Here is a 23344-nt window from a genome sequence, read left to right on the forward strand (position 1 = left end):
CACTCAAAGTCCCACCTGGAGTGCATTTCGCAATTCAGGTCGAATTCAGACCGTCCGCATTGGAGATGCACCGTCTTCGGATCTGGACAGGCCGTTCCTGGAAACCTACATGCGTCCCTGTTGAGTTCCTCGGCGCTCCCGGCTCCCCGGCGCCCCACGCGGCCTGCCCTGCTCCCCTGCCAGCCCTCCGTCCGGCTCAGCCCTGAACTCCCAGGGTCCTCCAGGCCCCCATGCAAGCTCCAAGAACTCCTGCGAAGCCGCCTCTTGTGGCATATACCCACACCATGCCTTCCGCCCTGACCGCCTCTGAGATCCGCGAGGCGTTCCTCAAGTTCTTCGAGGAGCGCGGCCACCGCCGTGTGGCGTCCTCCTCCCTGGTCCCCGCCAATGACCCGACGCTGATGTTCACCAACGCGGGCATGGTGCAGTTCAAGGACGTCTTCACCGGCCGTGAGACGCGCGACTACCGCCGCGCCACCACGTCGCAGAAGTGCGTGCGCGCCGGCGGCAAGCACAACGACCTCGACAACGTCGGCTTCACCGCCCGGCACCACACGTTCTTCGAGATGCTCGGGAACTTCTCCTTCGGCGACTACTTCAAGTCCGACGCCATCGCGTACGGCTGGGAGTTCGTCACCCGGACGCTCGGCCTGTCCACCGACCGGCTCGCCGTCACCGTGTTCAACGGCGAGGGCGGCACCCCCTGGGACGAAGAGGCCTACGAGCTCTGGAAGAAGCAGGGCGTCCCCGCCGAGCGCCTCTACAAACTCGGCCTCAAGGACAACTTCTGGGCCATGGGCGACACCGGCCCCTGCGGCCCCTGCTCCGAAATCCACTACCACCAGGGCGACGACATCCCCTGTGTCGAAGAGGCCGAGGGCAAGAAGTGTCTGGGCGTCGCCTGTGACTGCGACCGGTGGCTCGAAATCTGGAACCTCGTGTTCATGCAGTTCGAGCGCAAGGAGAAGGACGGCCCCCTCATCCCCCTGCCGAAGCCGTCCATCGACACCGGCGCGGGCTTGGAGCGCATCGCCTCCGTCGTCCAGGGCAAGCGGTCCAACTACGAGACGGACCTCTTCCAGAACATCCTCGCCACCGTCAGCGAGCTGTGCGGCAAGCCCTACTCGCAGGAGTCCGGCGCGTCCCAGCGCGTGGTCGCGGACCACGGCCGCGCGGCGGCGTTCCTCATCTCGGACGGCGTCCAGCCCTCCAACGAGGGCCGCGGCTACGTCCTGCGCCGCATCATGCGCCGCGCCATCCGGCACGGCACCCAGCTGGGCCTGGAGGACGTCTTCTTCTTCAAGGTCGTCGACCGCGTCATCGAGCTGATGGGCGACGCCTACCCCGAGCTCCGGGAGAGCCGCACCTTCGTCCTGGAGGTCTGCCGGCACGAGGAGACCAGCTTCCGTCAGACGCTCAGCCGCGGCCTCAAGCTCATCGAGGAGGAGCTGTCCGAACTGCAGAAGGCCGGCGGCAAGCAGCTCTCCGGCGACGTCGTCTTCCTGCTCCACGGCACCTACGGCTTCCCGTGGGACCTCACGCAGATCATCGCCCGCGAGCGCGGCTTCGACGTGGACCTGGTCCGCTTCGAGGAGCGCCTCAAGGAAGAGGCGGACAAGAACAAGTTCGCGGGCTCCGGCGACAAGGCCACGGGCGAGGTCTACCTGAAGCTGGCGGAGCGGCTCGGTCCCACCGAGTTCCTCGGCCACGACGGCGAGGGCCACGAGGGCGAGGGCAGCATCCGGGCCATCGTCAAGGACGGCGCCGAGGTCACCCAGGCCACCCAGGGCGACACGGTGGAGCTGGTCCTGGACCGCACGCCCTTCTACGGCGAGTCCGGCGGGCAGATGGGCGACACTGGCCGCGTCGTCGGCCACGGTGGCAAGGCGGTGGCGAAGGTCACCGACGCGCAGCGCCCCGTGCCGGGCCTCGTGGTCCACTCGGTGGAAGTCTCCGAGGGCACCTTCAAGGTCGGCGACATGGTCCAGGCCGGCGTGGACTCGGAGCGCCGCAAGTCCATCCGCGCGAACCACTCCGCGACGCACCTGCTCCACAAGGCGCTCAAGCTCGTGCTCGGGGAGCACGTGAAGCAGGCGGGCTCCGTCGTCGCGCCGGACTACCTGCGCTTCGACTTCGCGCACTTCTCGCCCGCCACGTCCGCGCAGCTCGAGCAGGTCGAGGACCTGGTCAACGGCTGGGTTCGCGACAACGCGGGGGCCGAGACGCGCATCATGAGCCTGGAGGACGCGAAGAAGTCCGGCGCCGTCGCCATGTTCGGCGAGAAGTACGGCGAGACGGTCCGCGTCGTCACCGTGCACCCCGAGTCCACCGAGCTGTGCGGCGGCACCCACGTGCGCCGCAGCGGTGACATCGGCCTGTTCAAGATTACCAGCGAGAGCGGCGTGGCGTCCGGCGTGCGCCGCATCGTCGCGCTGACGGGCATCGGCGCGCTCCAGCACGTCCGCGAGCAGGAGCACGAGCTGCGCAAGGTGGCCGAGCTGTTCAAGTCGAGCCCGAAGGAAGTCTCCAAGCGCGTCGAGGCGACCCAGAAGCGCGTGAAGGAGCTGGAGCGCAAGGTCGAGGAAGTCGCCGTCAAGGCGCAGGCGGCCAGCAGCAAGGACCTGCTGGAGCAGGCTCGCGAGGTGAATGGCATGAAGGTCCTGGCCACGAAGGTGGACGCGGCGGACGACAACGTCCTGCGCGGCATGGCGGACCAGCTCCGTGACCGCATCCGCTCGGGCGTCGTTGCCATCGGCGGCGAGAAGGACGGCCGGGCCATCATCCTGGTCGCGGCCACCAAGGACGTCGTGGCCAAGGGCATCAACGCCGGCGCGCTGGTGCGCGAGATGGCCAAGGAAGTCGGCGGCAAGGGCGGGGGCAAGGCGGAGATGGCCCAGGCCGGCGGCCCGGATGCCTCGAAGCTCCCCGCGGCGCTGGAGAAGCTGTACGAGCTGGTGAAGGGCATGGGCACCGCGTGATGAACCACCGGGCCTCTGCTTCCGTGGCGCTCCTGGCGGCCACCCTCGTTCTGGGTGGCTGCAAGGAGGAGTCCGCGCCTGACTACGCGGGCACGGGTGATGACCGGACGCTTCAGAAGCTCCGCCAGGAAGTGGACCGGGTGAACCAGGGAGGCCGTCCCTCCCAAGGCCCCGAGGCCACGCGAGGAGACCCGAACGCGAACCTCGCGGGCCTCGCCGCGGGCATCAACGTCCCCACCGAGCGCGCCTGGGAGCTCCCCTCCCCCAACGACGCCGTGCGCCTGGAGACCCTGTCCGTGAAGCTCACCGGACTGGAGGCGTCGCACTCGGTGACGGGCTCGGGGAAGGTGAGCCTGACCTCCGAGGACCTGTTCTTCCGCGTGCAGCTCATGACGCAGAACGTGGGCGGCGCGCCGCTCACCCTGGACCTGGACGGGGCGAAGCTCTTCGGGGCTGAAGGCCAGTCGTACGCCGTGGCCCGGGATGCCCAGGTCGTCGGGGGCACCCGCCCCCTTCGCCGCACCTGGGCTCCGGACGAGCGCACCGACGTGGTCCTCCTCTTCGAGCTTCCACCGGAGGCCCTTCGGGATGACGGGCTGCACCTGTTGCTTCAGGGCTCCGGGGGGGATGTGCGGATTCCGTTGAAATGAGCGGGACCGCGTCCAAGCTCCTCCCGCTTCGCATCCGCCTCCCGTACACGACGGAGGAGGAGTTCATCGACAAGTACGGCTCGAACGTGGCGCGCGGTGGCGTGTTCGTCGCCACGCGCGCCATGAAGCCCGAAGGCACCGGGCTGGCGTTCGAGTTCGTCCTGGCCGACGGGACACGGCTGCTTCGCGGCGAAGGCGTCGTCGTGAAGGCCCAGGTGGACGCGGTGGGCGGGCGTACCGGCATGACGGTGCGCTTCGTGAAACTGGACGCGGCGAGCAAGGCGCTCATCGACCGGGTGGTGGCGAAACGTACCGGTAGTGTGGAGCCACAAGCTCCCGCCCAAGTCCTGCCCCCTCCTCCGGCCCCTGCGCCCGCGCCACCTCCGGGACTCGTTCGCCGCGCACCCGGCGCGAAGGCTTCGAATGCGGTGCGGCCCGCGCGGGAGGATGCGCGCGTCGAAGGCACGACGGCTGGAGTTCCTGACGCGGTGACGGTTCCGGAACCCACGCACAGCTCCGAGGCTGCTACGGCGGATGATGACGCACGCTCGGAAGTACCGGACTCTGGCATTGCGGCTCCGTCCTCCGAGTTCGAGCAAGTGCCAGCTGCGCCTGCGTCCAGCACGGACGCGCATGCGGTGTCCGGTGAGGCGGACACGGGCTCACTTGAGGCCCCTGATTCAGGGGCTCCGAGCACGCGAGACGCCGACGCACGTCCGGGGCCAGTCGCTCCGCGCTTTGAAGCTGATTCGAGTGACGGGCTCGACTTCGCCATCACCGCGAGCCTCGCGTCGTCCGAGGATGCAGGTGGCAATGAGAACGCCGAAGCCGAGCCCACCGGCTCCGCGCTTCCTGCATCCCCGCCTGGTCCTGGTAGAACCGCGCCCGCCCCAACCCTGCCTGCGCCTGACGACTCCAAGCCCGTACATGGAACGGGTGACGACTCTGCGGATACAAAGCAGTTCGGTGCAGCAGCGAGCGATGGACCCGCCTCGGCAACGGAGCCCGCTACGGAAGGCGCCGTTGCCTCGACGAAGCACGACGAACCCGCTGCGCGCCTGCACGCGACCTCCACTCCGGCGACGGATGCAGATGCAGCGGCGCCCCACGGAGCTTCGGTCGCTCAGGCGAGCCCCCCAATCGTCGCGGAAGCTGGCACTTCCGCAACGAGGGAGCCCTCCGCGACGAGTCCGGCTACGGGCACCGCTCCCGCCAACGAAGCAGCCACGGAATCCTCGGCGCCGTCTGCAGCCACGAGTGCCGAGGGCTGCGATACATCCACGACTGAAACACTCGCAGAGACATCGACCACAAGCGCCGAGCCCGGCATTGACGCGGACAACAAAGCAGCCCCGGCATCCTCCGGAACGGCGCCCCCCGCGAGCGAAGAGCGCGATGCCGATGCAGGCGACGCATCACCGACTGCCACTTCGAGCCCAAGCGTCGAGTCCACCACCGAGGCAGGCCCCGTAGCAGCTCCGGTGGCTTCCGAGACGGCCGCGTTCCCTCGTGCAAAGCCCGACGCCGAAGCAGGCGACGCATCCACCACGAAGCCCTCCGCTGCGACGTCACCTCTGCGCGATGCGCCCGTCGCCGAGACAAGCAACGAAGCAGCTAGCGCGCCCCAAGCAGCAGCGCCGAGCACCGGAAAGAGTGGCCCGAGTGCCTCGTCCAATTCCACGACGACGACCAGCACGGATGCCCCCTCCGGCAGTGCCCCCGGCGAGGCATCATCCGCGCTGAGCACCGAGCACAGCGGCCCGGATGCCTCGTCCGAATCCAGCACGGATGACCACTCCGGCAGTGCTCCCGGCGAGGCATCATCCGCGCCGAACACCGAAACAAGTGGCCCGGATGCCTCGTCCGAATCCAGCACGGATGACCACTCCGGCAGCGCCCCCGGCGAGGCACCCTCCACACAGGCGGTGGCCGCGCGCCCGAGCGCACCTGACGTCGACAAGACGGCGCCCGACGCCCCGGAGGCGAAGCCCGCTGAGCCTTCGCAGGACGCCTCCGCATCACGTGACACTTCGGCCCAGGCACCAACCAGTGCAGCCCCCACGGTCGAGTCGAGTCCACCCCCAGCGCCGACACACGCGACCACCGAGCCGCCCGCTCCCGAAAGCACGCCTCCCAGCCCGGCCTCGGATGAAGCGTCTCTGTCCAACTCGGAAGCGAGCGCCGCGCCCACCGGGGCCGCCACGGAAGCAGCCCCAGCCCGTACCGAATCCGAGCCCACGCCCCCCGTCCCCCAGGACGCGGACGTGCCACGCAACCGCCGCCGTGCCCTGCTCGAAGTTCCCCTTCCTCAGCCGGCCTCGACGCCCGCGCTCCCCGAGGTCGTGCTGGGCATCGACCTGGGCACCTCCCATGCGCGCGTCGCCATCGTCCAGGACGGGATGCCCAAGCTCATCCCCCTCCCCGGCACCAACACCACGGACCTTCCCGCACTCATCGCTGTGAATGGTACCGGCGACCTCGTCGTCGGCGCCGCGGCTCAGACGGAAGGCCAACGCGCCCCCCGCCGTTCCATCTCCGGCCTCAAGCGACTGCTGGGCCTGAAGCCGCGTTCGCCTCAGCTCCGCTGGCTCGCCCCGTTGCTCCCCTACCCCGTCACCACCGACGCGAATGGGGACGCCGCCGTGGAGGTCCGGGGCCGCGTCATCTCGCCGACCCTCTTCACGGCCATGATGCTTCGCGAGCTGAAGCAGGCCGCCGCGGCGCACCTCGGCCGCAAGGCAACCCGCGCCGTCCTCTGCGCCCCCACGCATTACACCGACCGCCAGTGCGCGGCCCTTCGCGAAGCCGCCACGCTCGCGGGGCTCGATGCCCAGCGCATCCTCATCGCCCCCGCGGCGGCGGCGCTCGCGTATGCCCATGGCCGGGGGCTCGCGCGAAAGCGGGTGCTCGTCGTGGACCTGGGTGGCGGCGGGCTTCAGGTCTGCGTGGTGCAAGTCACAGGCGATGACCTCGAGGTCATCACCACCGGGGGCGACGCCACCCTCGGCGGCATGGACTTCGATGCACGCATCGCCGAAGCCATCGCCAGCGACCTCTCCGAACAAGGCGTGCCCAAGCCGGACCATCCCCTCGACTGGGCCCCCCTGCGCACCGCCGCCGAGTCCGCGAAGGTGGCCCTCTCCAGTCGGGAGCAGGTCGACGTCACCCTCCCCTCGGGCACCGTGCCCCCCCTCAACCGGGAGCGCGTGGAGGCCCTCACCGCCGACCTCGCTCAGCGCGTCACCACCGTGGTCCGCGACGTGCTCGAATCCAACGCGCTCTCCCCTCAGGGGCTGGACGCGGTGCTCCTCGTCGGCGGGCAGAGCGCCGCGCCCCTGGTCCGCCGCCGGCTCGAAGAGAGCCTAGGCGTGAGCGTGCGCGACGACGTGGACGCGCGGGGCAGCGTGGCCCTGGGTGCCGCGCTGCTTGGTCAGGGGCTCCTGCTCGCCGAGGCCGGAAAGCCCGCGGCCACCGTCTCAGAGGTGCTCTCCTCGCCGCTCTCCGTCGCCGAGCGCGGCGGCACCTTGCGCCGCGTCCTCGAACGGAACACCCGCCTGCCCGCCACCAAGACGCTGGTGCTTCCCACCGCGCCGGGGCCGCTCGAACTGGCCGTCTTCCAGGGGGCCGCCACGCAGGCCGCCGACGCCGAGTACCTTGGCCAGCTCACCCTCAACGTGGAGCGCGCGGGGGAGGTGGAGCTGCACCTCGCGCTCTCGGTGGATGGGGCCCTGTCGCTCGAAGCCACCCTGCCCGGCGTGAAGCGGCACGCGGTGTCCCTGGCCACGGAGCACCTGGACGACGCGGCCTTCGACGCGCTCATCGCCCGCTCGCCGCTCATCCCCGAGCCGGAGCGGCGCCAGGGTGGCGTGCTGTCCGGACTGAAGAAGCTCTTCGGCCGCCGCTGAGCTCCTCCTCGCCCGTCCGCGCACGAGTCACGGCGTCCTTCGCCCCGTGGGCCGATGCACCCGCGGCCATCCAGGCCACCGTGCGTCCCTGTGGCTCTCTCTGCAACCGTGGCGACAGATGGCCAGCTTTCCGGTGACTGTTTTCCCGGGGAGGAATGCGATGCGACGTTCGATTGTGGGTGGAGTCGCCACGGCGGCGCTGGGCATGGCGGGACCTGCCTTCGCCATCGAGGCACAGCAGGTGGGCGAGCGACTGCGCGTCAATGAGCAGCCGCTGGTGGGCGTCGACGTCCGGTTGGGGCTTGGCAACTTCACCGGAGACCTTGGCAGCAACACCAAGGTGGGCCCGCTCTTGGGCATCACCGCCAGCGCCTATCCCTGGCAGTACGGCGGCGTCGAGGTGGGCTACGAAGGCCAGCGCCTCCCCATTGATGACGCGCGCCTGCCCGACAACGGTGATGGCGAGGGCATCTGGCGCCACAACGCCACCCTGCTCGCCAAGGCGGGACCGCTCATCGACGAGAAGTGGCGCCCCTTCGTCGGCGCGGGCGTCGGACTGAGCTACCTCAACCCGTCGGACGGCGCGGACAACTTCTACAACAACGACTGGCAGACGGAGCTCCCGCTGGCCGCGGGCCTGGACTACCGCTTCGGCAACCTGGTGGCCGGCGCGCGCGCCACGTACCGGCTCGTCGGCGGGGAGGGCCTCGTCCAAAACCCCGTCACCAACGCTGACGAGAAGGGCAGCCTCTTCAACGGCAACGTGATGATTGGCGGGCAGTTCTAGCCCGCCCCCACGTCACAGGCCGAAGCCGTCCAGCAGCGCCTCGGGGCGGGGATTCTTCTCCCACGCCTCGAGCACCGCCACCGCGGGCGAGCGCCCCGACTCGGCCACCGCGTCCAGCGCGTCCAACAGGGGCGCATCCTGCGCATCCAGCCGCATCAGCCCCCGGCGGGAGATGGCCAACATTTCCGCCGCCAGGCGGTGCAGCTCCCGCGAACCCAGCCGGCCGCCCAGGCCCTCGCGCCGCGCCGTGTCATGGAAGGCCAGGTGCTCGGCGTAGGTCAGCTTCGGGAGCAGGCGCTCGGCCTCCTCCAGGGCGGTGGCGTCGTACAGGATGCCGCGCCAGAGGGCGGCCAGCGCCCCCGTCATCGCCGGACTCACGCAGTCCGCGCCGCGCACCTCGACCACCGTCTTCAGCCGCACCTCGGGGAAGAGCGTGGACAGGTGGTCCGTCCAGTCGTTCAGGTCGGGCGGCTTGCCCTCGAAGCCCTCCTTCATCAACTGCCGGAAGGACAGCTTCGGATACAGGTACTCGTTGTTGCGCCGCAGGAAGAGCAGCGGCGCGTCCAGCGCCCACTCCACATAGGCGCGGTACGAGAACGAGCCGTCGAAGAACGCGGGCAGGTAACCACAGCGCGTGGGGTCCACCTCGTCCCAGACGCGGTTGCGGAAGGACAGGTAACCCGACGGCTTGCCCTCCACCAACGGGCTGTTGGCGTACAGCGCGTTCATCAGCGGGGCGAGCCGCGCCACCACCACCGTCTTGCGGACACAGTCCGCCTCGTCCGCCCAGTCCAGGGACACCTGGCCGGTGGACGTCATCAACATCATGTTCAGCGCCAGCCGGCCGCGCTCCGGCAGCGTGCGGCGCATGATGAGGTAGCGCGTCTTCGGCATCCACGGCATCTGCGCCGTCGTGCCAAACGGGCGGTAGCCCAGGAAGACGAGCCGCAAGCCCAGTTCCTTCGCGGCGGAGGACACCTCCGACAGGTGCGTCAGGTTCTCCGCGTGCGCCTCGCGCGCGGTGACGAAGGGGCTCCCGGACAGCTCCACCTGGCCGCCAGGCTCCAGGGAGATGGTGGCGCCGCCGCGCTGCAGCGCGATGACGGGCGACTCCGGCGTCTCCCGGAACGGCGTGTAGCCCGCCGAGGCCACCCGGTGCAGCAGCGCGCCCACGCCCCGCTCACCTTCATAGGTGGGGGGCTCCGCGGCGCCGGCCGGGTAGAGGAACTTCTCATGCTCGAGCCCCAGACGGTGCATTCCACGGGGCTTCTCGGCGGCTCGGAATCCAGCCAACAGCATGTCGACGGAGGAGATGGGCTCTGAGGCCGCGCGCTTGAGGTCGAGTGACATGGGCGCGCCCTATATAACCTAGACCTTCAGACCCGCCCGGATTTGCGCACTGGCCCTTATGAGCCCACATTCCACCCTCCCCCCCATCTCTCCCCAACCCCGCCTGTCGGATTTCTTCCAGGGGATGGGCCTCCTCGGCCGGGCCGTCTCCCTCATCCTGCGCGACCGCCGGCTGTTCCTCCTGTCCGCCCTCTGTGCCGCCGTCACCGCCGCCGCCCTGGTGGGGCTCGTCTGGCTGTTGTGGCGCTACGCCCCCGGCGCCCTGGAATCCGTCTGGACCCGCCCGGAGAGCTGGTACGGCCGGGCCGCGTGGACCACGGTCCTGGTGTTGTCCGGCCTGGTGCTCTGGGTCGTGGGCGCCAACGTGCTGCCGCCGCTGCTGCTGGCCCCGCTTCAGGACCCCCTGTCCGAGCTGACCGAAGCGACCTGGGGTGGCGGCTCGGGCGCGTCCTTCACCGTGGCGGGTTTCCTCCGGGGGCTCGTCACCGGCATCGCCCATACGCTCGCGCGGCTGTTCTTCCTCCTCGCGGGCCTGGCCGTGCTCCTGCCCCTCCACCTGATACCGGGGGTGGGCAGCGTGCTGTGGACGGTCCTCGCCAGCCTGTACACCATGACGTGGATGGCGGGTGAGCACCTGGCCGCCCCCATGACGCGTCACCTGTATCCCTTCACCGAGGTGCGCCGGATGCTGCGTGAGCGCCGAGCGCTGTGCCTGGGCCTGGGCGCGGGCATCTACGTGCTGCTCTGGATCCCCATCCTCAACGCCTTCTTCCTGCCCGTGGCCATCGTCGCCGGCACCCTGCTCTATGGCGGGCTGCGCGAGGCCCGGCTGCTGGCGCCCCCTCCTGGAGAGCCCACTACCGCTGCGTTGAAATAAACGTCCGAGCCGGGTGTCCAAACGGGGGTACCGGGAACGCAATGCCCACCAGGGACGTTCTGCTTCACCAGCAGAGAGGCGATGCCTTGAAGCACCTGGAGCCCGTGATTAGGCTTGCCCGGCCGCTTACAGTGTTCGTCTACTCGGTATAACCGGTCGAAATCTCAAGGCTTCTCGCCACACCCGGGGTGCCGGACAGCGCCCCAGCTTGGATGAACCAAATGCCGCGTTTCCTCCGCCGCATCACAGCCGTTGCCGTGCTCCTCGGCGCCTGGGCCCTGGTGGGCAGTGACCGGGCTCCCTTGCCGCTGACCATGGGGGCAGCCGAGGCCGGGCCAGGCTCGTGGAACGGCAGCCTTCCCGCCGCCAAAGGAGAGAAGGCCCCGCACGACCTCAACAGCCTGCGCGTCCTGACGAAGGTCATCCTGTACGTGAAGGAGAACTACGTCGACCCGAAGCGGGTGAGGCCGAAGGAGATGATGATCGCCTCGCTGGAGTACGTCGAGAAGAGCGTCCCCGACGTGCTCGTGGATGGCAACGCGGAGACGGGCAAGCTCAACGTCAACGTGAACGGCAAGCAGCGCGAGTTCGACATCGCCCACGTGGACTCGCTGTGGAAGATGTCCTTCGCGCTCAAGGACGTCTTCGACTTCCTGTCGAAGAACATGCGGCCCATCGAGGACACGCGCGACGTGGAGTACGCGGCCGTCAACGGCATGCTGTCCACGTTGGATCCGCACTCGGTGCTGCTGCGCCCGGAGCTGTACCGGGAGATGAAGCTGTCCACCAAGGGTGAGTTCGGCGGCCTGGGCTTCGTCATCCAGATGCGCGAGGGCAACCTCACCGTGGTCAAGGTGATTCCGAAGACGCCCGCGCACCGCGCCGGCATCCAGAAGGATGACCGCATCAAGAAGATTGGCGAGGAGTCCACCGTCAACATGGACCTCAACGAGGCCGTGTCGAAGCTGCGCGGCCCGGTGGACAGCCGCATCACGATTACCGTGGAGCGCGACGGCTGGGACAAGGCCCGCATCATGACGCTCTCGCGCGCCATGATTTCCATCGAGAGCGTGCAGCACAAGATGCTCTCCAACAACGTGGGCTACATCCGCCTGAAGAACTTCCAGGGCAACACCACCCGCGACCTCGAGGCGGCGCTCACGCAGCTGCGCAAGCAGGCGGACGCGAAGGGCGGCTTCAAGGGCCTGGTGCTCGACATGCGCGGCAACCCGGGCGGCCTCCTGGAGCAGGCCATCCAGGTGTCCGACACGTTCCTGTCCAGCGGCACCATCGTCGCGACGGTGGGCCTGTCCGACAAGCTGCGCGAGGAGAAGCGCGCGCGCGCCATGGACGGCGAGGACAACTACCCCATCGCCGTGCTGGTCAACGCCGGCAGCGCCTCCGCGTCCGAAATCGTCGCCGGCGCGCTGAAGAACCTCGACCGCGCGACCATCATTGGCCGCCAGACGTTCGGCAAGGGCAGCGTGCAGGTGCTGTACGACTTCCCGGATGACAGCGCGCTGAAGCTGACCATCGCCAAGTACCTCACGCCGGGCGACGTCTCCATCCAGGAGGTCGGCATCGTCCCGGACATCCAGCTGGTCCCCACCCGCGCCACCGACGAGCGCGTGGACGTGTTCGCGCCGCGCCGCTCCATGGGCGAGGCCGACCTGGACCAGCACTTCGGAAACCCGGACTCCAGCACCGTCGCCAAGAAGCGCGAGGACGTGCTCAACCGCGAGAAGCCGCTGGAGAGCCTCAAGTACCTGAAGGTGGACGAGAAGCAGGCCCAGGCCGCCGCCCCGAAGGAAGAGAGCAAGAGCGCGCCGAAGACGGCCGCCAACGACAAGAAGCACGGGGAGAAGGACCCGCTGCTGGACGTGGACGTGGCCGGCATGGGTGAGGACCTGGACGACCAGCTCGACGCCGAGTCCCAGGAGGAGATCAAGGAGGACTTCGAGGTCAAGTTCGCCCGCGACTTCGTGCTGCGCGCTCCGGCCACCACGCGCAAGGAGCAGCTCAAGCAGGGCAAGGCGTTCATCCACCAGAAGCGCGCCGAGGAAGAGTCCCGCATCAACGCCGCCATCGCCGCGCTGGGCGTGGACTGGAGCGCGGGCCCCACGCCGAAGAACGTGCAGATGGCCGTGGCGCTGACGCCGGGCCCGGACGCGAAGATTGCCGCGGGCGAGGTGATGGAGATGGCGCTGACCGCGGAGAACCGCGGCACCGAGCCGCTCAAGCGCGTGCGCGCCTGGACGGAGAGCGACAACGCCTTCCTGGACCGCCGCGAGTTCCTCTTCGGCGCGCTGGCGCCGGGTGAGAAGAAGACGTGGAAGGTGAAGGTGCGCCTGCCCAAGGACCTCACCAGCCGCCGCGACGACGTGACGGTGCGCTTCTTCGATGACCACGGCGCCCTGCCGGAGACGCGGGTGGCCGAGCTCAACTTCGTGGAGCTGCCCCGCCCCGCCTTCGCCTTCAACTGGCAGGTCATCGACGACTGCGCCGCCTGCAACGGCGACGGCACCGTGCAGCGCGGGGAGTCGGTCGCCGTGCTGCTGGACGTGACGAACGCGGGCACCGGCACGGCGCTCGACTCGTTCACGCAAATCAAGAATGGCGGCGACGCCAACGTCTTCATCGAGAAGGGCCGCTTCAAGCTGGGCGAGCTGAAGCCCGGTGAGACGAAGACGGCGCGCTTCCAGTTGGAGGTGAAGAAGGGCTTCAAGGGCAACACCTTCCCGCTGAAGCTGGCCATCATCGACGAGCCGCTCGAGGAGTTCGTGATGGAGAAGCTGGAGCTGCCCGTCACCGACGCCGCGGTCGCCACGATGGAGCCGAAGAAGGGCTTTGTCCGCCTGGGCGACAAGGTGGACCTGTATGGCGCCCCCGCGCAGGGCGCGCGCGCGGTGGCGAAGCTGAGCGGGACGACGGTGCTGCCCGCCGAGGCGGTCACCAAGGGCTACTACCGCGTGGCGCTGGAGAAGGACCGCTTCGCCTTCGTGCGCAGCCAGGACGCGAAGGAGCTGAAGACGGGCAAGGCCACCGCGCCGAAGGCCACCCTGGTCACCAACCACCGCCCGCCCGACATCCGACTGGACGTGGATCCGGCCGCTGGCGGCCTGGTGGCCAACGGGGACAAGTTCACGCTCTCCGGCGTGGTGACGGACCCCCACGGGCTGCTGGACGTCTACGTGCTGGTGAACGACCAGAAGGTCTACTTCAAGGGCGTGGACCCCCAGGGCGCCGAGCCGAACACGCTGAAGTTCTCCACCGAGTTCGCGCTGAAGGAGGGCAACAACAACGTGCTGGTGGTGGCGCGCGAGGACAACGACTTCGCCAGCCGCCGCACGCTGGTCATCCGCCGCCGCCCGGCCGAGGTCGCCCAGAAGATGGCCACGCCCACCGGCAGCCCCTCCAGCAAGCCGCAGCCGCGGTAGGCGCCCCGCGCCCACCTGTGGCGCGCCGCCTCCTTCCGGGCGGCCTTTCCCGCGGGAGAGGCCGCCCGTTTTGTTGACGCTCGTCGCGGGCAGGCGTTAGCGTCCGGCGCGGTGGGCGCCTTACCGGCCGGTCGCGCGCCCTGGAGGCGGTGACTCGAATGCGGACGTTCAGTCGGTGGGTGGCCCTCGCGGCCTGGGCGTCAGGCGCGTCCGTTGTCGCTGCGCCCAATGACCTGCAGGTCGCACGGTTCGGCAACCCCACGGGCGACAACCCAGTGGCGTCCGCCGACGCGGATTTCCAGGCCTTCGCCCGCATCATGGGCGCGGCCATCACCTCCGTGAACCTGATGCCACCGGAGACGACAGGCCACTCGGCCTGGGCCGTCAACGCGGAGCTCTCCGTGGTGTCGCTGCCCGGCAGCGTGAACATCCCCACGCAGAACGACCAGCCCTCCACGGTGCTCATCCCCTCCTTCCACGCGCGCAAGGGCCTGCCCTTCTCGCTGGAGCTGGGCGGGCGCGTGGGCTGGGTGGAGAAGAGCAGCCAGGTGGTGGCCACCGGCGAGGTGAAGTGGGCCGCCAACGAGGGCTTCACCTACCTGCCCGACTTCGGCGTGCGCGGACACGTGACGAAGCTGTTCGGCGCCCGGGATCTGGGCCTCACCGTCATGGGCCTGGACTTCGGCGTGGGCAAGCAGTTCCCGCTGGGCGGCATGGTGACGCTGACGCCCTACGGCGGCCTGGACCTGGGCTTCGTCGGCGCGACGTCCAGCCGCATCGACTTCAACCCGGACCGCAGCTTCGACGACTCGACGGGTGACGACTCGCGTGAAGCGCTGGTCGACACGGCCGCGTACCGGAAGGTGTCCTTCGGCAGCAACATCAACCAGCGCATCTACGGCGGCGTGCGCTTCATCGGCGGCGTGCTCCAACTGGGCGCCGAGCTGTCGCTGACGCGCACCGGCAGCGTCTCCTACGAGGAGAACGGCGGCACCGTGGACCGGGGCCTGCCAGCCGTCTTCGCCTTCAACACCACGCTCGGCCTGGACTTCTGAGCGCTACGCGGCGGGGTGCAGGGCCTGACGGACCGCCCCCGGCCGGTTGGTGATGAGGTAGCTGACCCCCATCCGCTCCAGGACCTGGGCGCGCTGGGGGTCGTCCACCGTCCACGCCGCCACGCTCATCCCGGCCGCGCGCCAGGCGGCCACCCGCTCCGGGGTGCAGGCCTCGTGGAAGGGGTGGACCGAGTGTGACGACACGAGCGGGCTCACCCCGTAGGCCTGCAGGGCCCAGGACTTGTCCGGGTCGATGAGCAGCCCCCGGCGCAGCTCCGGCGCCGCGGCCGCCAGGCGGAAGAGACACAGCGGGTTGAAGCTGGAGATGACGGCCCGGCCCGACAGCCCGCGCCGGCGCACCAGCCGCGCCACCTGCTCCGCCAGGCCTCCGTCATCGGCGCGCTCGCACTTGAGCTCGATGTTGACCAGGAACTGCGGCGGCAGGGCCTCCAGCACCTCTTCCAGCAGCGGGATGCGGGCGGGCGCGAAGCCCAGCGGCGAGCCGACGTCGGCCCGCTGGAGCTTCCACCACGGGGTGAGGCGAACCTCCCACGGCAGCCGCGCGAGCCGCTCCAGGCGCTCGTCGTGACAGACGACGACCTCGCCCGAGCCGCAGCGCATGGCGTCCAGTTCCACACCATCCGCGCCTTGGCGGGCCGCCTCGGCGAAGGCTTCCAGGGTGTTCTCGGGGGCGTCGGCGCTGGCGCCACGGTGGGCAAGCAGGAGCATGCCCTCCAGTCTGCGCGGGTGGCCGCCGCCGTGCATCAGAAGTCCAACCGGGCGTGCGGCGGTGGACGCATGGCTTGCCTCCCCACGCCCTTTGCTGCACTGTGCCCTCATCATGCTGGGCCTCGGCCTCGGAGAAATCATCGTCCTCGGCTTCATCCTGCTGGTGGTCTTCTCGGCCGCCCGCATGGGTCAGCTCGGCAATGCCGTGGGCAAGTTCGTGTACTCGTTCCGCAAGGCGTCGCGCGGCGAGGACCTGGTGGATGCGAAGCCGCTGCCTCCGGGCCGCCGCAGCACCACCGACGCCGAGTTCACCGAGCCCGAGCAGCCGCGCCGCCGCTAGGCCTCTGCCCTCTCCAGGCTTCGCGGCCCGTCAGTCGTGCCCGCGATGTCCGGGGATGCGTGAGGCGGGCGCGAGCCCCAGCGCGGGCCCTGCCCCATGGCCTTCGGCGAGCAGCCTGGAGGCCTGGGCCCTCAGGGCGGGATGCAGGGCGGCGTTCGAGACGAGCTCCCTCAAGTCCGCGGTGTTGAGCAGCGGGACGATTTTCGCGCCCGTCTCCGGCGGCAGGTAGGGGTTGAAGACGAGCGCGCGCCGGATGGCGTGGCGCACGGACCAGCGCGGTGACTTCCAGATTTCGATGAGCGGCTCGGGCCGGGCCGGGCGGCGCGCGGCGATGCGGACCACCAGCTCCTCGGTGAGCCGGGGGTTGATGAGCACGTTGCGCAGGACGGTGGGATTGCTGACGGTGGCCAGGCGGGACAGGGTGTCCGGATCCCGCGTCAGGCGGGCCTGCTGCTTCAGGTGCCCGAGCGACTGGGAGAAGACGTTGGCGTCCGCGCGGGCGGCGGCGTCCGCGTCCATCTCCAGCTTCGCGGGGCCTTGGGCGAACAGGTCCGCCACGGTGTCGAGCGACTGGACGTGCGCGAGCCGCCGCAGCGACTCCACGTGGGGGATGTGCTCGGCCTCCTGCGCCAGCGCGGCCATGAAGTCCGACAACGCGCAGGAGGCGGGCCCCCACCCCGCGCGCGAGAGGGCGATGAGGTGGCCCACCAGCTCGTTGGAGTCGAGCGGATCCCTCCAGGCGAGCTCACGCGCGGCGGCCTTGCGACGGACCTCCGCCCCGCCGCTCAAGGCGTGGATGAAGCGCGCGACCCTCCGTGCATCCTCCTGCGTGGGCATGGTGGCTCACTCCGTCCGGGGGCCGGCCTCCGCCGTCTTGGAGCGCTCGGGCTCCAGTGTCACCTCCAGCCGGTAGCCCCCCGGGTCCGAGGGGTGCTCGGGGAAGATGACGACGAAGGGGGCCTTGGCGCCGGGCGCCACGGAGACGGCGGCCTCGTCGACGCGCTGGCGCAGGGCCACCGCCGCGTCGAGCGACCCCACGCCGTAGAGCTCCTCGGGCGTGGGCACCCCGCCCACGAGCGCCTCCGCGGAGGCCACGCGCTGGCTGCCGTCGTACAGCGCGGCCCGCACGCGGATGCGGGCGGCGGTGTCCGAACGGTTCGCCGCGTCCCCTCGGACGTAGAAGAGCGAGGGGCCCTCGCGCGTCTCGTACAGCCCGTTCGTCACATCCACGGCCACGAGCGGCTTCGGCGCGGGCATGAAGAGCGCGCGAAGGGAGTCCAGCGACAGGGCCGACACGTCCAGCCGGCCATCGCTCAGATACACCCGGCCGACCGTGCCCAGCACGGCCACCAGGGCCGCGGCCAACACGAAGTTGACGGTGACGCCCAGCGCCTTGCGAAGGCGGCTCGACGGGCGGCTCAGCGGGATGCCCACGTCCTCGGGACGCGCGGTGGGCTTGGCCACGGTGACCACGGGCTTCGCCGGCAGCCCGTCCATGTCCAGCACCTCGCGCTGGACGCCGCTGGGTGCCCCGACCCGGCCCAGGGTGACGCCAAAGGCCTCCGCGTCATCCAGGGTGGGGGGGACATCGCCAAGCAGGGAGGTGTCGGAGGCGTCCGGGGTCCCGAACAGCGCGGCGCGGCCCGTGTCCGTGGGCAGCAGGCCAGAATCCTCGCCCTGCCCGCCCACATCCGAGCCCAGGTCGAACAAGTCCCGGGGATTCGCGGAAGGCGGCATCGCGGCCGGCGCGTCGGCGTGGAGGTCGACGGACGCGAACGGGTCACTCCCGCCCGGAACAGGCCCGCTGCCGGGCGCGTCGGCGTGGAGGTCGATGGACGCGAACGGGTCGCTCCCGGCAGAAGGAGATGCGGCCTTGGAAGGCTTCGCGGGCCCCGAGGCGTGGAGGTCGACCGCCGCGAGAGGACTCCTTCCCGCTGAAGGCAACGCGGACTTCGCGGGCCCCGCGCCATGAATGTCGATGGATGCGAACGGGTCGCTGCCCACGGGCCGAGGCAGCCCGGGTGCCGCGGACGGAACCGCCGCATCGTCGATGTCGATGGACGCGAACGGGTCGTTCTCCACCGGTGGCGGCGCGCCTGTGGCCGTCGACGGCATCGCCGCCGCATCATCGATGTCGATGGACGCGAACGGATCGTCCCCATCATAAACGGGCGGCGCAGCGCCCGGGCGCACCGTCCCGAGCGCCGTGGCTCCCACGGGCGCGCCCGCTGGCGGCGGCGTCACCGCGCTTCGGCCGAGCGCCTTCGCGGACGCCGACGGCTCGGCGGGCGAAGACGGCCCCAGGAGCTCCGAGAACGGGTCGGCCACCGGCGGCGCGGCGTTTCGGCGAGCGCTCGCCGGGGACACGGGGGCTTCGGCAGCCTCGGGGACAGGAGGCACGGAGCGGTCCTCCATGCCAGCGGGGCCACCCGCACCTCGGGCCCCCGCCGCTCGCGCAGGTGCGCTCCCCGGACCGGGGGGCGCGGGCGCCGCGGCGGGTGGACGCCCTGGACGCTCAGTCCCAGGAACCACGAAGGCGCCCGGCGGTGGCGGGCGCCCCACCGGCGCTTCGGGCGGACGCGCGGCGGGAGGCAGCGGCAGCGACGTGATTCGCGTGGGCTCCCGAAAGACACCGTCTTCCGAGCCCAGGTCCCCGTCCATGCTGTTCCAGTTCGACGCATGGGGCGGGGGGCGTGCAGGCATCGGCCTGCTCGCCTCGACTCCCAGCTCGAAGTAGCCCGGCTTGGTGACGTCCACGGACGTGGGGTCTGGAGCGACCCCGAATTGAGCGAAAGGGTCCACCTGCCCGCCCGAGGAGGGGGCTGGCGGCTCGCCCGGAGGGCCGGCAGCGGCCTCGCGGGTGACCCGGAACGTGTTCTGGCATTTGGTGCAGCGGACCTTGACCCCCTTCTCGGTCACCTTCTCGTCGGGGATCTTGAACCGCGTCTGGCACCGCTCACACTTGACGATCATTCAGCAGGCCCGGCTGGAAGCACGAGTATAGGACGACGGGGTGGACACGGCGAGCCGGGTTCACGTTGCTTGCTCGCCCCCACCCCCTCTGCTACGAGAAACGCCCCTGCGAGACTCAGGCGGGGCACGTGGCTTGATGTCGAGCCCAAAAAGGGGCGGAGAGACACATGAGCGAGGCTGAGCAAGCAGACGCTCCCAGCAAGGAGCCGAAGATCATCAAGCGGTACACGAACCGGAAGCTCTACGACACCGTGGAGAGCCGGTACGTCACCCTTGATGAGATCGCAGCGATGATCAAGGAGGGCACCGAGGTACGGATTGTCGACAATCGTACCAAAGAGGACCTGACCTCCGTCACCCTCGCGCAGATCATCTTCGAAGAGGAGAAGAAGAAGAACCAGATGCCGCTGTCGGTGCTGCGGGAAATCATCCGCCACCCCGGCGAGTCCATCTCCGGGTTCATCCAGAAGGAGGTCTCCCCGCGAGTCGCCTCCATCCGCGAGGAGGCCGAGTCCCGACTCGACAAGCTCCTGCGCCGGGACGAGAACGCCCCCCGGGCAGAGGGTGAGCCCGAGGCCCCCGCCGCCACCACCGAGGACACCACCACCGCGGACGCCGCGGCCGCGGCAGCGGCAGGGCTCAGCCCGGCCGACCTGCTCAAGGCCAGCCAGCGCGCCTTCGAGGAGTGGCAGCGGCGAATCGACGAGCGCGTGAAGCACGTCGTGGAGAACCTCACCGGCAACCTGCCCGCGCTGGGCCGCGACATGGCTTCGCTCACCCAGCGCCTCGAGGAGCTGGAGAAGAAGCTGGAGCAGGCCGAGCAGCAGAAGAGCCCGCCGAAGCAGGAGTAGCCGCGCGGCGTCAGGCCTTCTGTGAGGCCCGCCTCCGCTTGGGGGCGGGCTCTCCGTGCAGCTCCGCGGCGATGGCGGCCAGCATCTGTGCGCCCCGGCTGCGCGGCGCGTACTCCCAGATGGTCTGCCCGTGGCTCTGGGCCTCGTCGACCTTCACGTCGTAGCCCAGCGGCGTGGCCGCCAGCGCGTCCGGGAAGTAGGCCTTCAGGCGCTCCAGAATCGCCGTGGCCAGCGCCGTCTTCCGGTATAGCGTGGGCACCACCTTCGTGACGCGAAGGTCCGGCCGCCCCTCCGCCTCGCCCACCTGGCGCACGGTGTCCGCCACCTCCGCGCAGCCGTCCAGCGCCAGGTACGTCAGCGCCACCGGCACCACCACCTCGGTGGCGGCCACCAGGATGTTGCGCGTGGTGGTCCCCATGGAGGGCGGCGCGTCGAAGACGATGGCGTCATAGCCCGCCGCGTCCGCCGCGCGCAGGCGGTCCGCCAGCCGGTGGGCCCGGCGTTCATCCGCGGCCACCACGACGGGAAAGTCCGCCATCTCCTTGTAGGCGGGCAGCACGTCCAGGCCCTCGAGGGCCGAGCGCTGGACGACGTCCTCGAAGCGCACCGACGCGTCCGTCAGCAGGTGGAACACGTTGCGAGGCAAGGTACGCACGTCCACGCCCAGGGCCTTGCCCGCGTGGCCCTGCGTGTCCAGGTCCACCAGCAGCACCCGCAGGCCGCGCTCCTTGGCCAGCCAGGCGGCGGTGTTCACCGCCAGGGTCGTCTTGCAGGTGCCGCCCTTCTCATTGATGAACGCGATGCGCCTCATGCCTGGGCACTCCTCACGCGCGGACTACTTCTTCGGGGACTTCGCCGCCAGCAGCGTGTCGACCTTGCCCTCGACGGACGAGAGCAGCCGCTCCAGGTCGTCCACCTTCGAACGAAGCTGCTCCAGGTCCGCGGTGGACGGCAGGTTCGCGGCGGACAGGGCCGTGCGCAGCGCGCTGTCCAGGGTGCCCTTCGCCGCCAGGGAGCGCGACACCAGCGTCTGCACCGCCGACACGAACTTCTCGTTCGACAGCAGCTGCTGCGCCAGCTTGCCGATGCGCTCCTCGCCCGTCTCCACGAGCTTCTTCATCACCGGGTTGTTCTTGAGCATGGAAACACGCGTCCTCGCGAGCAAAGCCCTGCCGGGCCGTCTGGAAGTCTTGAAGAAAACGCCGCACTCTGCGAGGGGGCAACGCGACGTGTCAAGCAGCGCAACAAGCCGAGGCCAAACGCGTTGACTCCCGTGAACACGATTCCTACGGTTCGCCGCTCTCATTCTATGGCCGGACTACTCGACAAGCGCCTGTGGATCGTCTCCGGCAAGGGCGGAGTCGGCAAGAGCACCGTCGCGGCGGCGCTGGCCCTGCGCTCGGCGCGGGCGGGCAAGCGCACCCTGGTGTGCGAAGTGAACACCCAGGAGCGCGTCAGCCGCTTCCTGGGGCGTCCCGAAGCCGGGCCCGAAGTGGCCCAGTTGGAGCAGAACCTCTGGGCCGTCAACGTGCGGCCCCAGGAGGCCATGCGCGAGTACGGCCTCATGGTTCTCCGCTTCGAGACCTTCTACAAGACGGTCTTCGAGAACCGGCTGGTGCGCCAGTTCCTCCGCTTCATCCCGTCCCTGCAGGAGCTGGTGCTGCTGGGGAAAATCATGTTCCACCTGCAGGAGAAGCTCCCGGACGGGCGCTGGCGGTTCGACACCGTCATCATGGACGCGCCGGCCACCGGCCACGCCATCTCCTTCCTCAGCGTGCCGCAGGTGCTGATTCAGACGGTGCCGCCGGGGCCCATGGCCCGCGAGGCCCAGAAGATGCGCGACCTCCTGGTGGACCCGGCGGTGACGGCCGCCGTGCTGGTGGCGCTCCCCGAGGAGATGCCGGTGAACGAGGCGCTGGAGCTGCACGCGGCGCTGCGAGACAAGGTGAGCCTGCGCACGCACGCGGCGGTGCTCAACCAGTCCTTCCCGGAGCGCTTCACCGAAGCGGACCTGGAGGCCCTGGGGGGCCATCCGGAGCTGCTCGCCGTGGCCCAGGCGCACCACGACCGCGCGGCGCAGGCGGTGCTCGCCGGGACGAAGCTGGAGCGCAACCTGCATGCGCCCGTCTACCCCGTCCCCCGGCTCTTCACGCCCGAGTTCGGGCGCAAGGCGATTGAACAGGTCATGGCGCACCTCGAACCTCTCGTGACGGGGGCGGCGTGAGCACGACGGCCCTGTCGCCCGCGCTTGCGGGCAAGCGCGTCCTCATCTGCGTGGGCTCCGGCGGCGTGGGCAAGACGACGGCGGCGGCCGCCCTGGCCCTGCGCGCGTCAGTGGATGGGCGCTCCAGCCTGGTGTGCACCATCGACCCGGCGCGGCGGCTGGCCAACTCGCTGGGCCTCACGGCGCTGGGCAACGCGGAGACGCCCGTCCCCGCCACCGCGCTGGAGCCGCTGGGCGTGAATCCCCGCGCGCCGCTGTACGCGATGATGCTGGACATGAAGCAGACGTGGGACGAGCTCATCACCCGCGTCGCCTCGCCCGAGCAGCGCGAGCGCATCCTGTCCAACCGCTTCTACCAGTCGCTCTCCACGGCCCTGGCGGGCAGCCAGGAATACATCTCCATGGAGAAGCTGTGGGAGCTGCGCCGCAGCAGCAACTACGAGCTCATCGTCCTGGACACGCCGCCCACCGCGCACGCGCTGGACTTCCTGGACGCGCCCAACCGGGTGCTGGACTTCCTGGACAATGACGCGGCGAAGTGGCTCCTCACCCCGGCGCTCAAGGCCGGCAAGCTGGGGATGTCCCTGTTCAACCGCGGCGGCTACGTCATGCGGGGCCTGGCCAGGTTCACCGGCACGGAGATGCTCCAGGAGCTCTCCAACTTCATGCTCGCCATCTCCTCGCTCAACGAGGGCTTTCGCGAGCGCGCCCGGGGCGTGCGCCAGTTGCTGGAGGACCCGAACACCGGCTTCGTGCTGGTGACGAGCCCCCACCCCGAGCGCATGGACGAGGCCATCCACTTCCACAAGATGCTCAAGCAGCACCGCATGGAGGTCGTGTCGCTGGTGGTCAACCGCGTGCACCCCATGCCCACGGAGGCGCTGTGGGCGGACGCGGCCACGCTGACGCCCAGCCGCCGCGCCAAGGTGGAAGAGACGCTGCGCGAGCAGCACATCATGGCCGAGCAGGACCACACCGGCATCGCCCAGCTCCAGGCCGCCTGTCCGGGGGTCCCCATCATCCAGGTGCCCCGCTTCGCGATGGATGTGCACGATATCTCCGCCCTGTGGCGTACCGGACGCTACCTGGTGGGCGACGAGACACTCGGCTGACCCCGGCCAGGGGCCCACATGCTTCGGGCCCGCCGCCGCGTTTCCCTGTTTCGCACGGTGCTTGTGCGAAAACGCC

The 23344-nt window shown here is 70.0% G+C and carries 17 protein-coding genes and 3 pseudogenes; 12 read left to right on the forward strand and 8 right to left on the reverse strand.

Annotated features, from left to right (window positions below):
- Nucleotides 1-284 precede the first annotated feature (284 nt).
- The 3 genes and pseudogenes from alaS to KGD87_RS18290 all read left to right on the forward strand — a co-directional run.
- Entirely contained in the window at nucleotides 285-2978 is a 2694-nt protein-coding gene (alaS, locus tag KGD87_RS18280) for an alanine--tRNA ligase (protein WP_284661469.1), read from the forward strand.
- Nucleotides 2975-3628 carry a hypothetical protein gene (locus KGD87_RS18285; protein WP_284661470.1) on the forward strand — a complete coding sequence of 218 codons (654 nt, stop codon included), beginning with the start codon at nucleotides 2975-2977 and terminating at the stop codon, nucleotides 3626-3628. Before alaS ends, KGD87_RS18285 begins: the two co-directional genes overlap by 4 nt.
- Nucleotides 3625-3873 (forward strand): annotated as a pseudogene (locus KGD87_RS18290) (TIGR02266 family protein); the annotation flags it as partial. The gene KGD87_RS18285 and the pseudogene KGD87_RS18290, both read left to right, overlap by 4 nt.
- 878 nt (nucleotides 3874-4751) lie before the next feature.
- On the opposite strand, the gene KGD87_RS18295 reads toward KGD87_RS18290, so the two are convergent.
- On the reverse strand, nucleotides 4752-5504 hold the full coding sequence (locus KGD87_RS18295) for a hypothetical protein (RefSeq protein WP_284668764.1): 753 nt from the start codon (nucleotides 5502-5504) through the stop codon (nucleotides 4752-4754).
- A 526-nt stretch (nucleotides 5505-6030) separates the two neighbouring features.
- On the opposite strand from KGD87_RS18295, the pseudogene KGD87_RS18300 reads away from it, so the two are divergent.
- Nucleotides 6031-7533 (forward strand): annotated as a pseudogene (locus KGD87_RS18300) (Hsp70 family protein); the annotation flags it as partial.
- Nucleotides 7534-7651: 118 nt separating this feature from the next.
- Complete coding sequence (locus KGD87_RS18305) at nucleotides 7652-8320, forward strand: hypothetical protein (RefSeq protein WP_502887942.1); 669 nt, start codon at nucleotides 7652-7654, stop codon at nucleotides 8318-8320.
- A 12-nt stretch (nucleotides 8321-8332) separates the two neighbouring features.
- Here the strand turns inward: KGD87_RS18305 and KGD87_RS18310 are convergent, their stop codons facing one another.
- On the reverse strand, nucleotides 8333-9670 hold the full coding sequence (locus KGD87_RS18310; protein ID WP_284661474.1) for a glutamate--cysteine ligase: 1338 nt from the start codon (nucleotides 9668-9670) through the stop codon (nucleotides 8333-8335).
- A gap of 58 nt (nucleotides 9671-9728) precedes the next feature.
- On the opposite strand from KGD87_RS18310, the gene KGD87_RS18315 reads away from it, so the two are divergent.
- The 3 genes from KGD87_RS18315 to KGD87_RS18325 all read left to right on the forward strand — a co-directional run bounded on the left by KGD87_RS18315 (nucleotide 9729) and on the right by KGD87_RS18325 (nucleotide 15039).
- On the forward strand, nucleotides 9729-10547 hold the full coding sequence (locus KGD87_RS18315) for an EI24 domain-containing protein (RefSeq protein ID WP_350099144.1): 819 nt from the start codon (nucleotides 9729-9731) through the stop codon (nucleotides 10545-10547).
- A 212-nt stretch (nucleotides 10548-10759) separates the two neighbouring features.
- Nucleotides 10760-13984, forward strand: coding sequence for an MXAN_5808 family serine peptidase (locus KGD87_RS18320; RefSeq protein WP_284661476.1), 3225 nt, complete (start codon nucleotides 10760-10762; stop codon nucleotides 13982-13984).
- Between the two features lie 158 nt (nucleotides 13985-14142).
- Nucleotides 14143-15039: a hypothetical protein gene (locus KGD87_RS18325; protein ID WP_284661478.1), complete on the forward strand. Its 897-nt coding sequence runs from the start codon at nucleotides 14143-14145 to the stop codon at nucleotides 15037-15039.
- Nucleotides 15040-15042: 3 nt separating this feature from the next.
- Here KGD87_RS18325 and KGD87_RS18330 read toward each other — a convergent pair whose 3' ends face one another.
- Nucleotides 15043-15768: a glycerophosphodiester phosphodiesterase gene (locus KGD87_RS18330; protein WP_284661479.1), complete on the reverse strand. Its 726-nt coding sequence runs from the start codon at nucleotides 15766-15768 to the stop codon at nucleotides 15043-15045.
- Between the two features lie 112 nt (nucleotides 15769-15880).
- Here KGD87_RS18330 and KGD87_RS18335 point away from each other — a divergent pair, with 112 nt between their 5' ends.
- A complete protein-coding gene (locus KGD87_RS18335) occupies nucleotides 15881-16108 on the forward strand; it encodes a twin-arginine translocase TatA/TatE family subunit (protein WP_043611634.1) in 228 nt (75 codons plus the stop codon).
- A 30-nt stretch (nucleotides 16109-16138) separates the two neighbouring features.
- Here KGD87_RS18335 and KGD87_RS18340 read toward each other — a convergent pair whose 3' ends face one another.
- The 3 genes and pseudogenes from KGD87_RS18340 to KGD87_RS18350 form a co-directional block, all read right to left on the reverse strand.
- Nucleotides 16139-16945 carry a hypothetical protein gene (locus KGD87_RS18340; protein ID WP_284661481.1) on the reverse strand — a complete coding sequence of 269 codons (807 nt, stop codon included), beginning with the start codon at nucleotides 16943-16945 and terminating at the stop codon, nucleotides 16139-16141.
- Between the two features lie 6 nt (nucleotides 16946-16951).
- Nucleotides 16952-18508, reverse strand: a complete 1557-nt coding sequence (locus KGD87_RS18345; RefSeq protein ID WP_284668765.1) for a hypothetical protein — start codon at nucleotides 18506-18508, stop codon at nucleotides 16952-16954.
- A 474-nt stretch (nucleotides 18509-18982) separates the two neighbouring features.
- A pseudogene (locus tag KGD87_RS18350) lies at nucleotides 18983-19081 on the reverse strand (zinc-ribbon domain-containing protein); the annotation flags it as partial.
- A 167-nt stretch (nucleotides 19082-19248) separates the two neighbouring features.
- Between KGD87_RS18350 and KGD87_RS18355 the strand changes: the two are divergent.
- A complete protein-coding gene (locus KGD87_RS18355; protein ID WP_284661482.1) occupies nucleotides 19249-19932 on the forward strand; it encodes a polyhydroxyalkanoate synthesis regulator DNA-binding domain-containing protein in 684 nt (227 codons plus the stop codon).
- Nucleotides 19933-19942: 10 nt separating this feature from the next.
- Here KGD87_RS18355 and KGD87_RS18360 read toward each other — a convergent pair whose 3' ends face one another.
- Together KGD87_RS18360 and KGD87_RS18365 are read right to left on the reverse strand one after the other, a co-directional pair.
- Nucleotides 19943-20743, reverse strand: a complete 801-nt coding sequence (locus KGD87_RS18360; protein ID WP_163783244.1) for a ParA family protein — start codon at nucleotides 20741-20743, stop codon at nucleotides 19943-19945.
- A gap of 24 nt (nucleotides 20744-20767) precedes the next feature.
- Nucleotides 20768-21073, reverse strand: a complete 306-nt coding sequence (locus tag KGD87_RS18365) for a hypothetical protein (RefSeq protein ID WP_284661484.1) — start codon at nucleotides 21071-21073, stop codon at nucleotides 20768-20770.
- 168 nt (nucleotides 21074-21241) lie between these two features.
- Here KGD87_RS18365 and KGD87_RS18370 point away from each other — a divergent pair, with 168 nt between their 5' ends.
- Nucleotides 21242-22156: an ArsA family ATPase gene (locus tag KGD87_RS18370; RefSeq protein WP_284661485.1), complete on the forward strand. Its 915-nt coding sequence runs from the start codon at nucleotides 21242-21244 to the stop codon at nucleotides 22154-22156.
- Nucleotides 22153-23268, forward strand: a complete 1116-nt coding sequence (locus tag KGD87_RS18375) for an ArsA family ATPase (RefSeq protein WP_284661486.1) — start codon at nucleotides 22153-22155, stop codon at nucleotides 23266-23268. Before KGD87_RS18370 ends, KGD87_RS18375 begins: the two co-directional genes overlap by 4 nt.
- The last annotated feature ends 76 nt before the right edge of the window (nucleotides 23269-23344 follow it).

This window comes from Myxococcus sp. SDU36 (assembly GCF_030168875.1).
Classification (GTDB): domain Bacteria; phylum Myxococcota; class Myxococcia; order Myxococcales; family Myxococcaceae; genus Myxococcus; species Myxococcus vastator.

What these genes read in the sequence shown, in the direction of transcription:
- KGD87_RS18310 (WP_284661474.1), bottom strand. Translation starts at nt 9,670, where the DNA reads ATGTCACTCGACCTCAAGCGCGCGGCCTCAGAGCCCATCTCCTCCGTC.
- KGD87_RS18325 (WP_284661478.1), top strand. Translation starts at nt 14,143, where the DNA reads ATGCGGACGTTCAGTCGGTGGGTGGCCCTCGCGGCCTGGGCGTCAGGC.
- KGD87_RS18340 (WP_284661481.1), bottom strand. Translation starts at nt 16,945, where the DNA reads ATGCCCACGCAGGAGGATGCACGGAGGGTCGCGCGCTTCATCCACGCC.
- KGD87_RS18360 (WP_163783244.1), bottom strand. Translation starts at nt 20,743, where the DNA reads ATGAGGCGCATCGCGTTCATCAATGAGAAGGGCGGCACCTGCAAGACG.
- KGD87_RS18370 (WP_284661485.1), top strand. Translation starts at nt 21,242, where the DNA reads ATGGCCGGACTACTCGACAAGCGCCTGTGGATCGTCTCCGGCAAGGGC.
- KGD87_RS18335 (WP_043611634.1), top strand. Translation starts at nt 15,881, where the DNA reads ATGCTGGGCCTCGGCCTCGGAGAAATCATCGTCCTCGGCTTCATCCTG.
- KGD87_RS18355 (WP_284661482.1), top strand. Translation starts at nt 19,249, where the DNA reads ATGAGCGAGGCTGAGCAAGCAGACGCTCCCAGCAAGGAGCCGAAGATC.
- KGD87_RS18320 (WP_284661476.1), top strand. Translation starts at nt 10,760, where the DNA reads ATGAACCAAATGCCGCGTTTCCTCCGCCGCATCACAGCCGTTGCCGTG.
- KGD87_RS18315 (WP_350099144.1), top strand. Translation starts at nt 9,729, where the DNA reads ATGAGCCCACATTCCACCCTCCCCCCCATCTCTCCCCAACCCCGCCTG.
- KGD87_RS18330 (WP_284661479.1), bottom strand. Translation starts at nt 15,768, where the DNA reads ATGCTCCTGCTTGCCCACCGTGGCGCCAGCGCCGACGCCCCCGAGAAC.
- KGD87_RS18365 (WP_284661484.1), bottom strand. Translation starts at nt 21,073, where the DNA reads ATGCTCAAGAACAACCCGGTGATGAAGAAGCTCGTGGAGACGGGCGAG.
- alaS (WP_284661469.1), top strand. Translation starts at nt 285, where the DNA reads ATGCCTTCCGCCCTGACCGCCTCTGAGATCCGCGAGGCGTTCCTCAAG.
- KGD87_RS18305 (WP_502887942.1), top strand. Translation starts at nt 7,652, where the DNA reads ATGGCCAGCTTTCCGGTGACTGTTTTCCCGGGGAGGAATGCGATGCGA.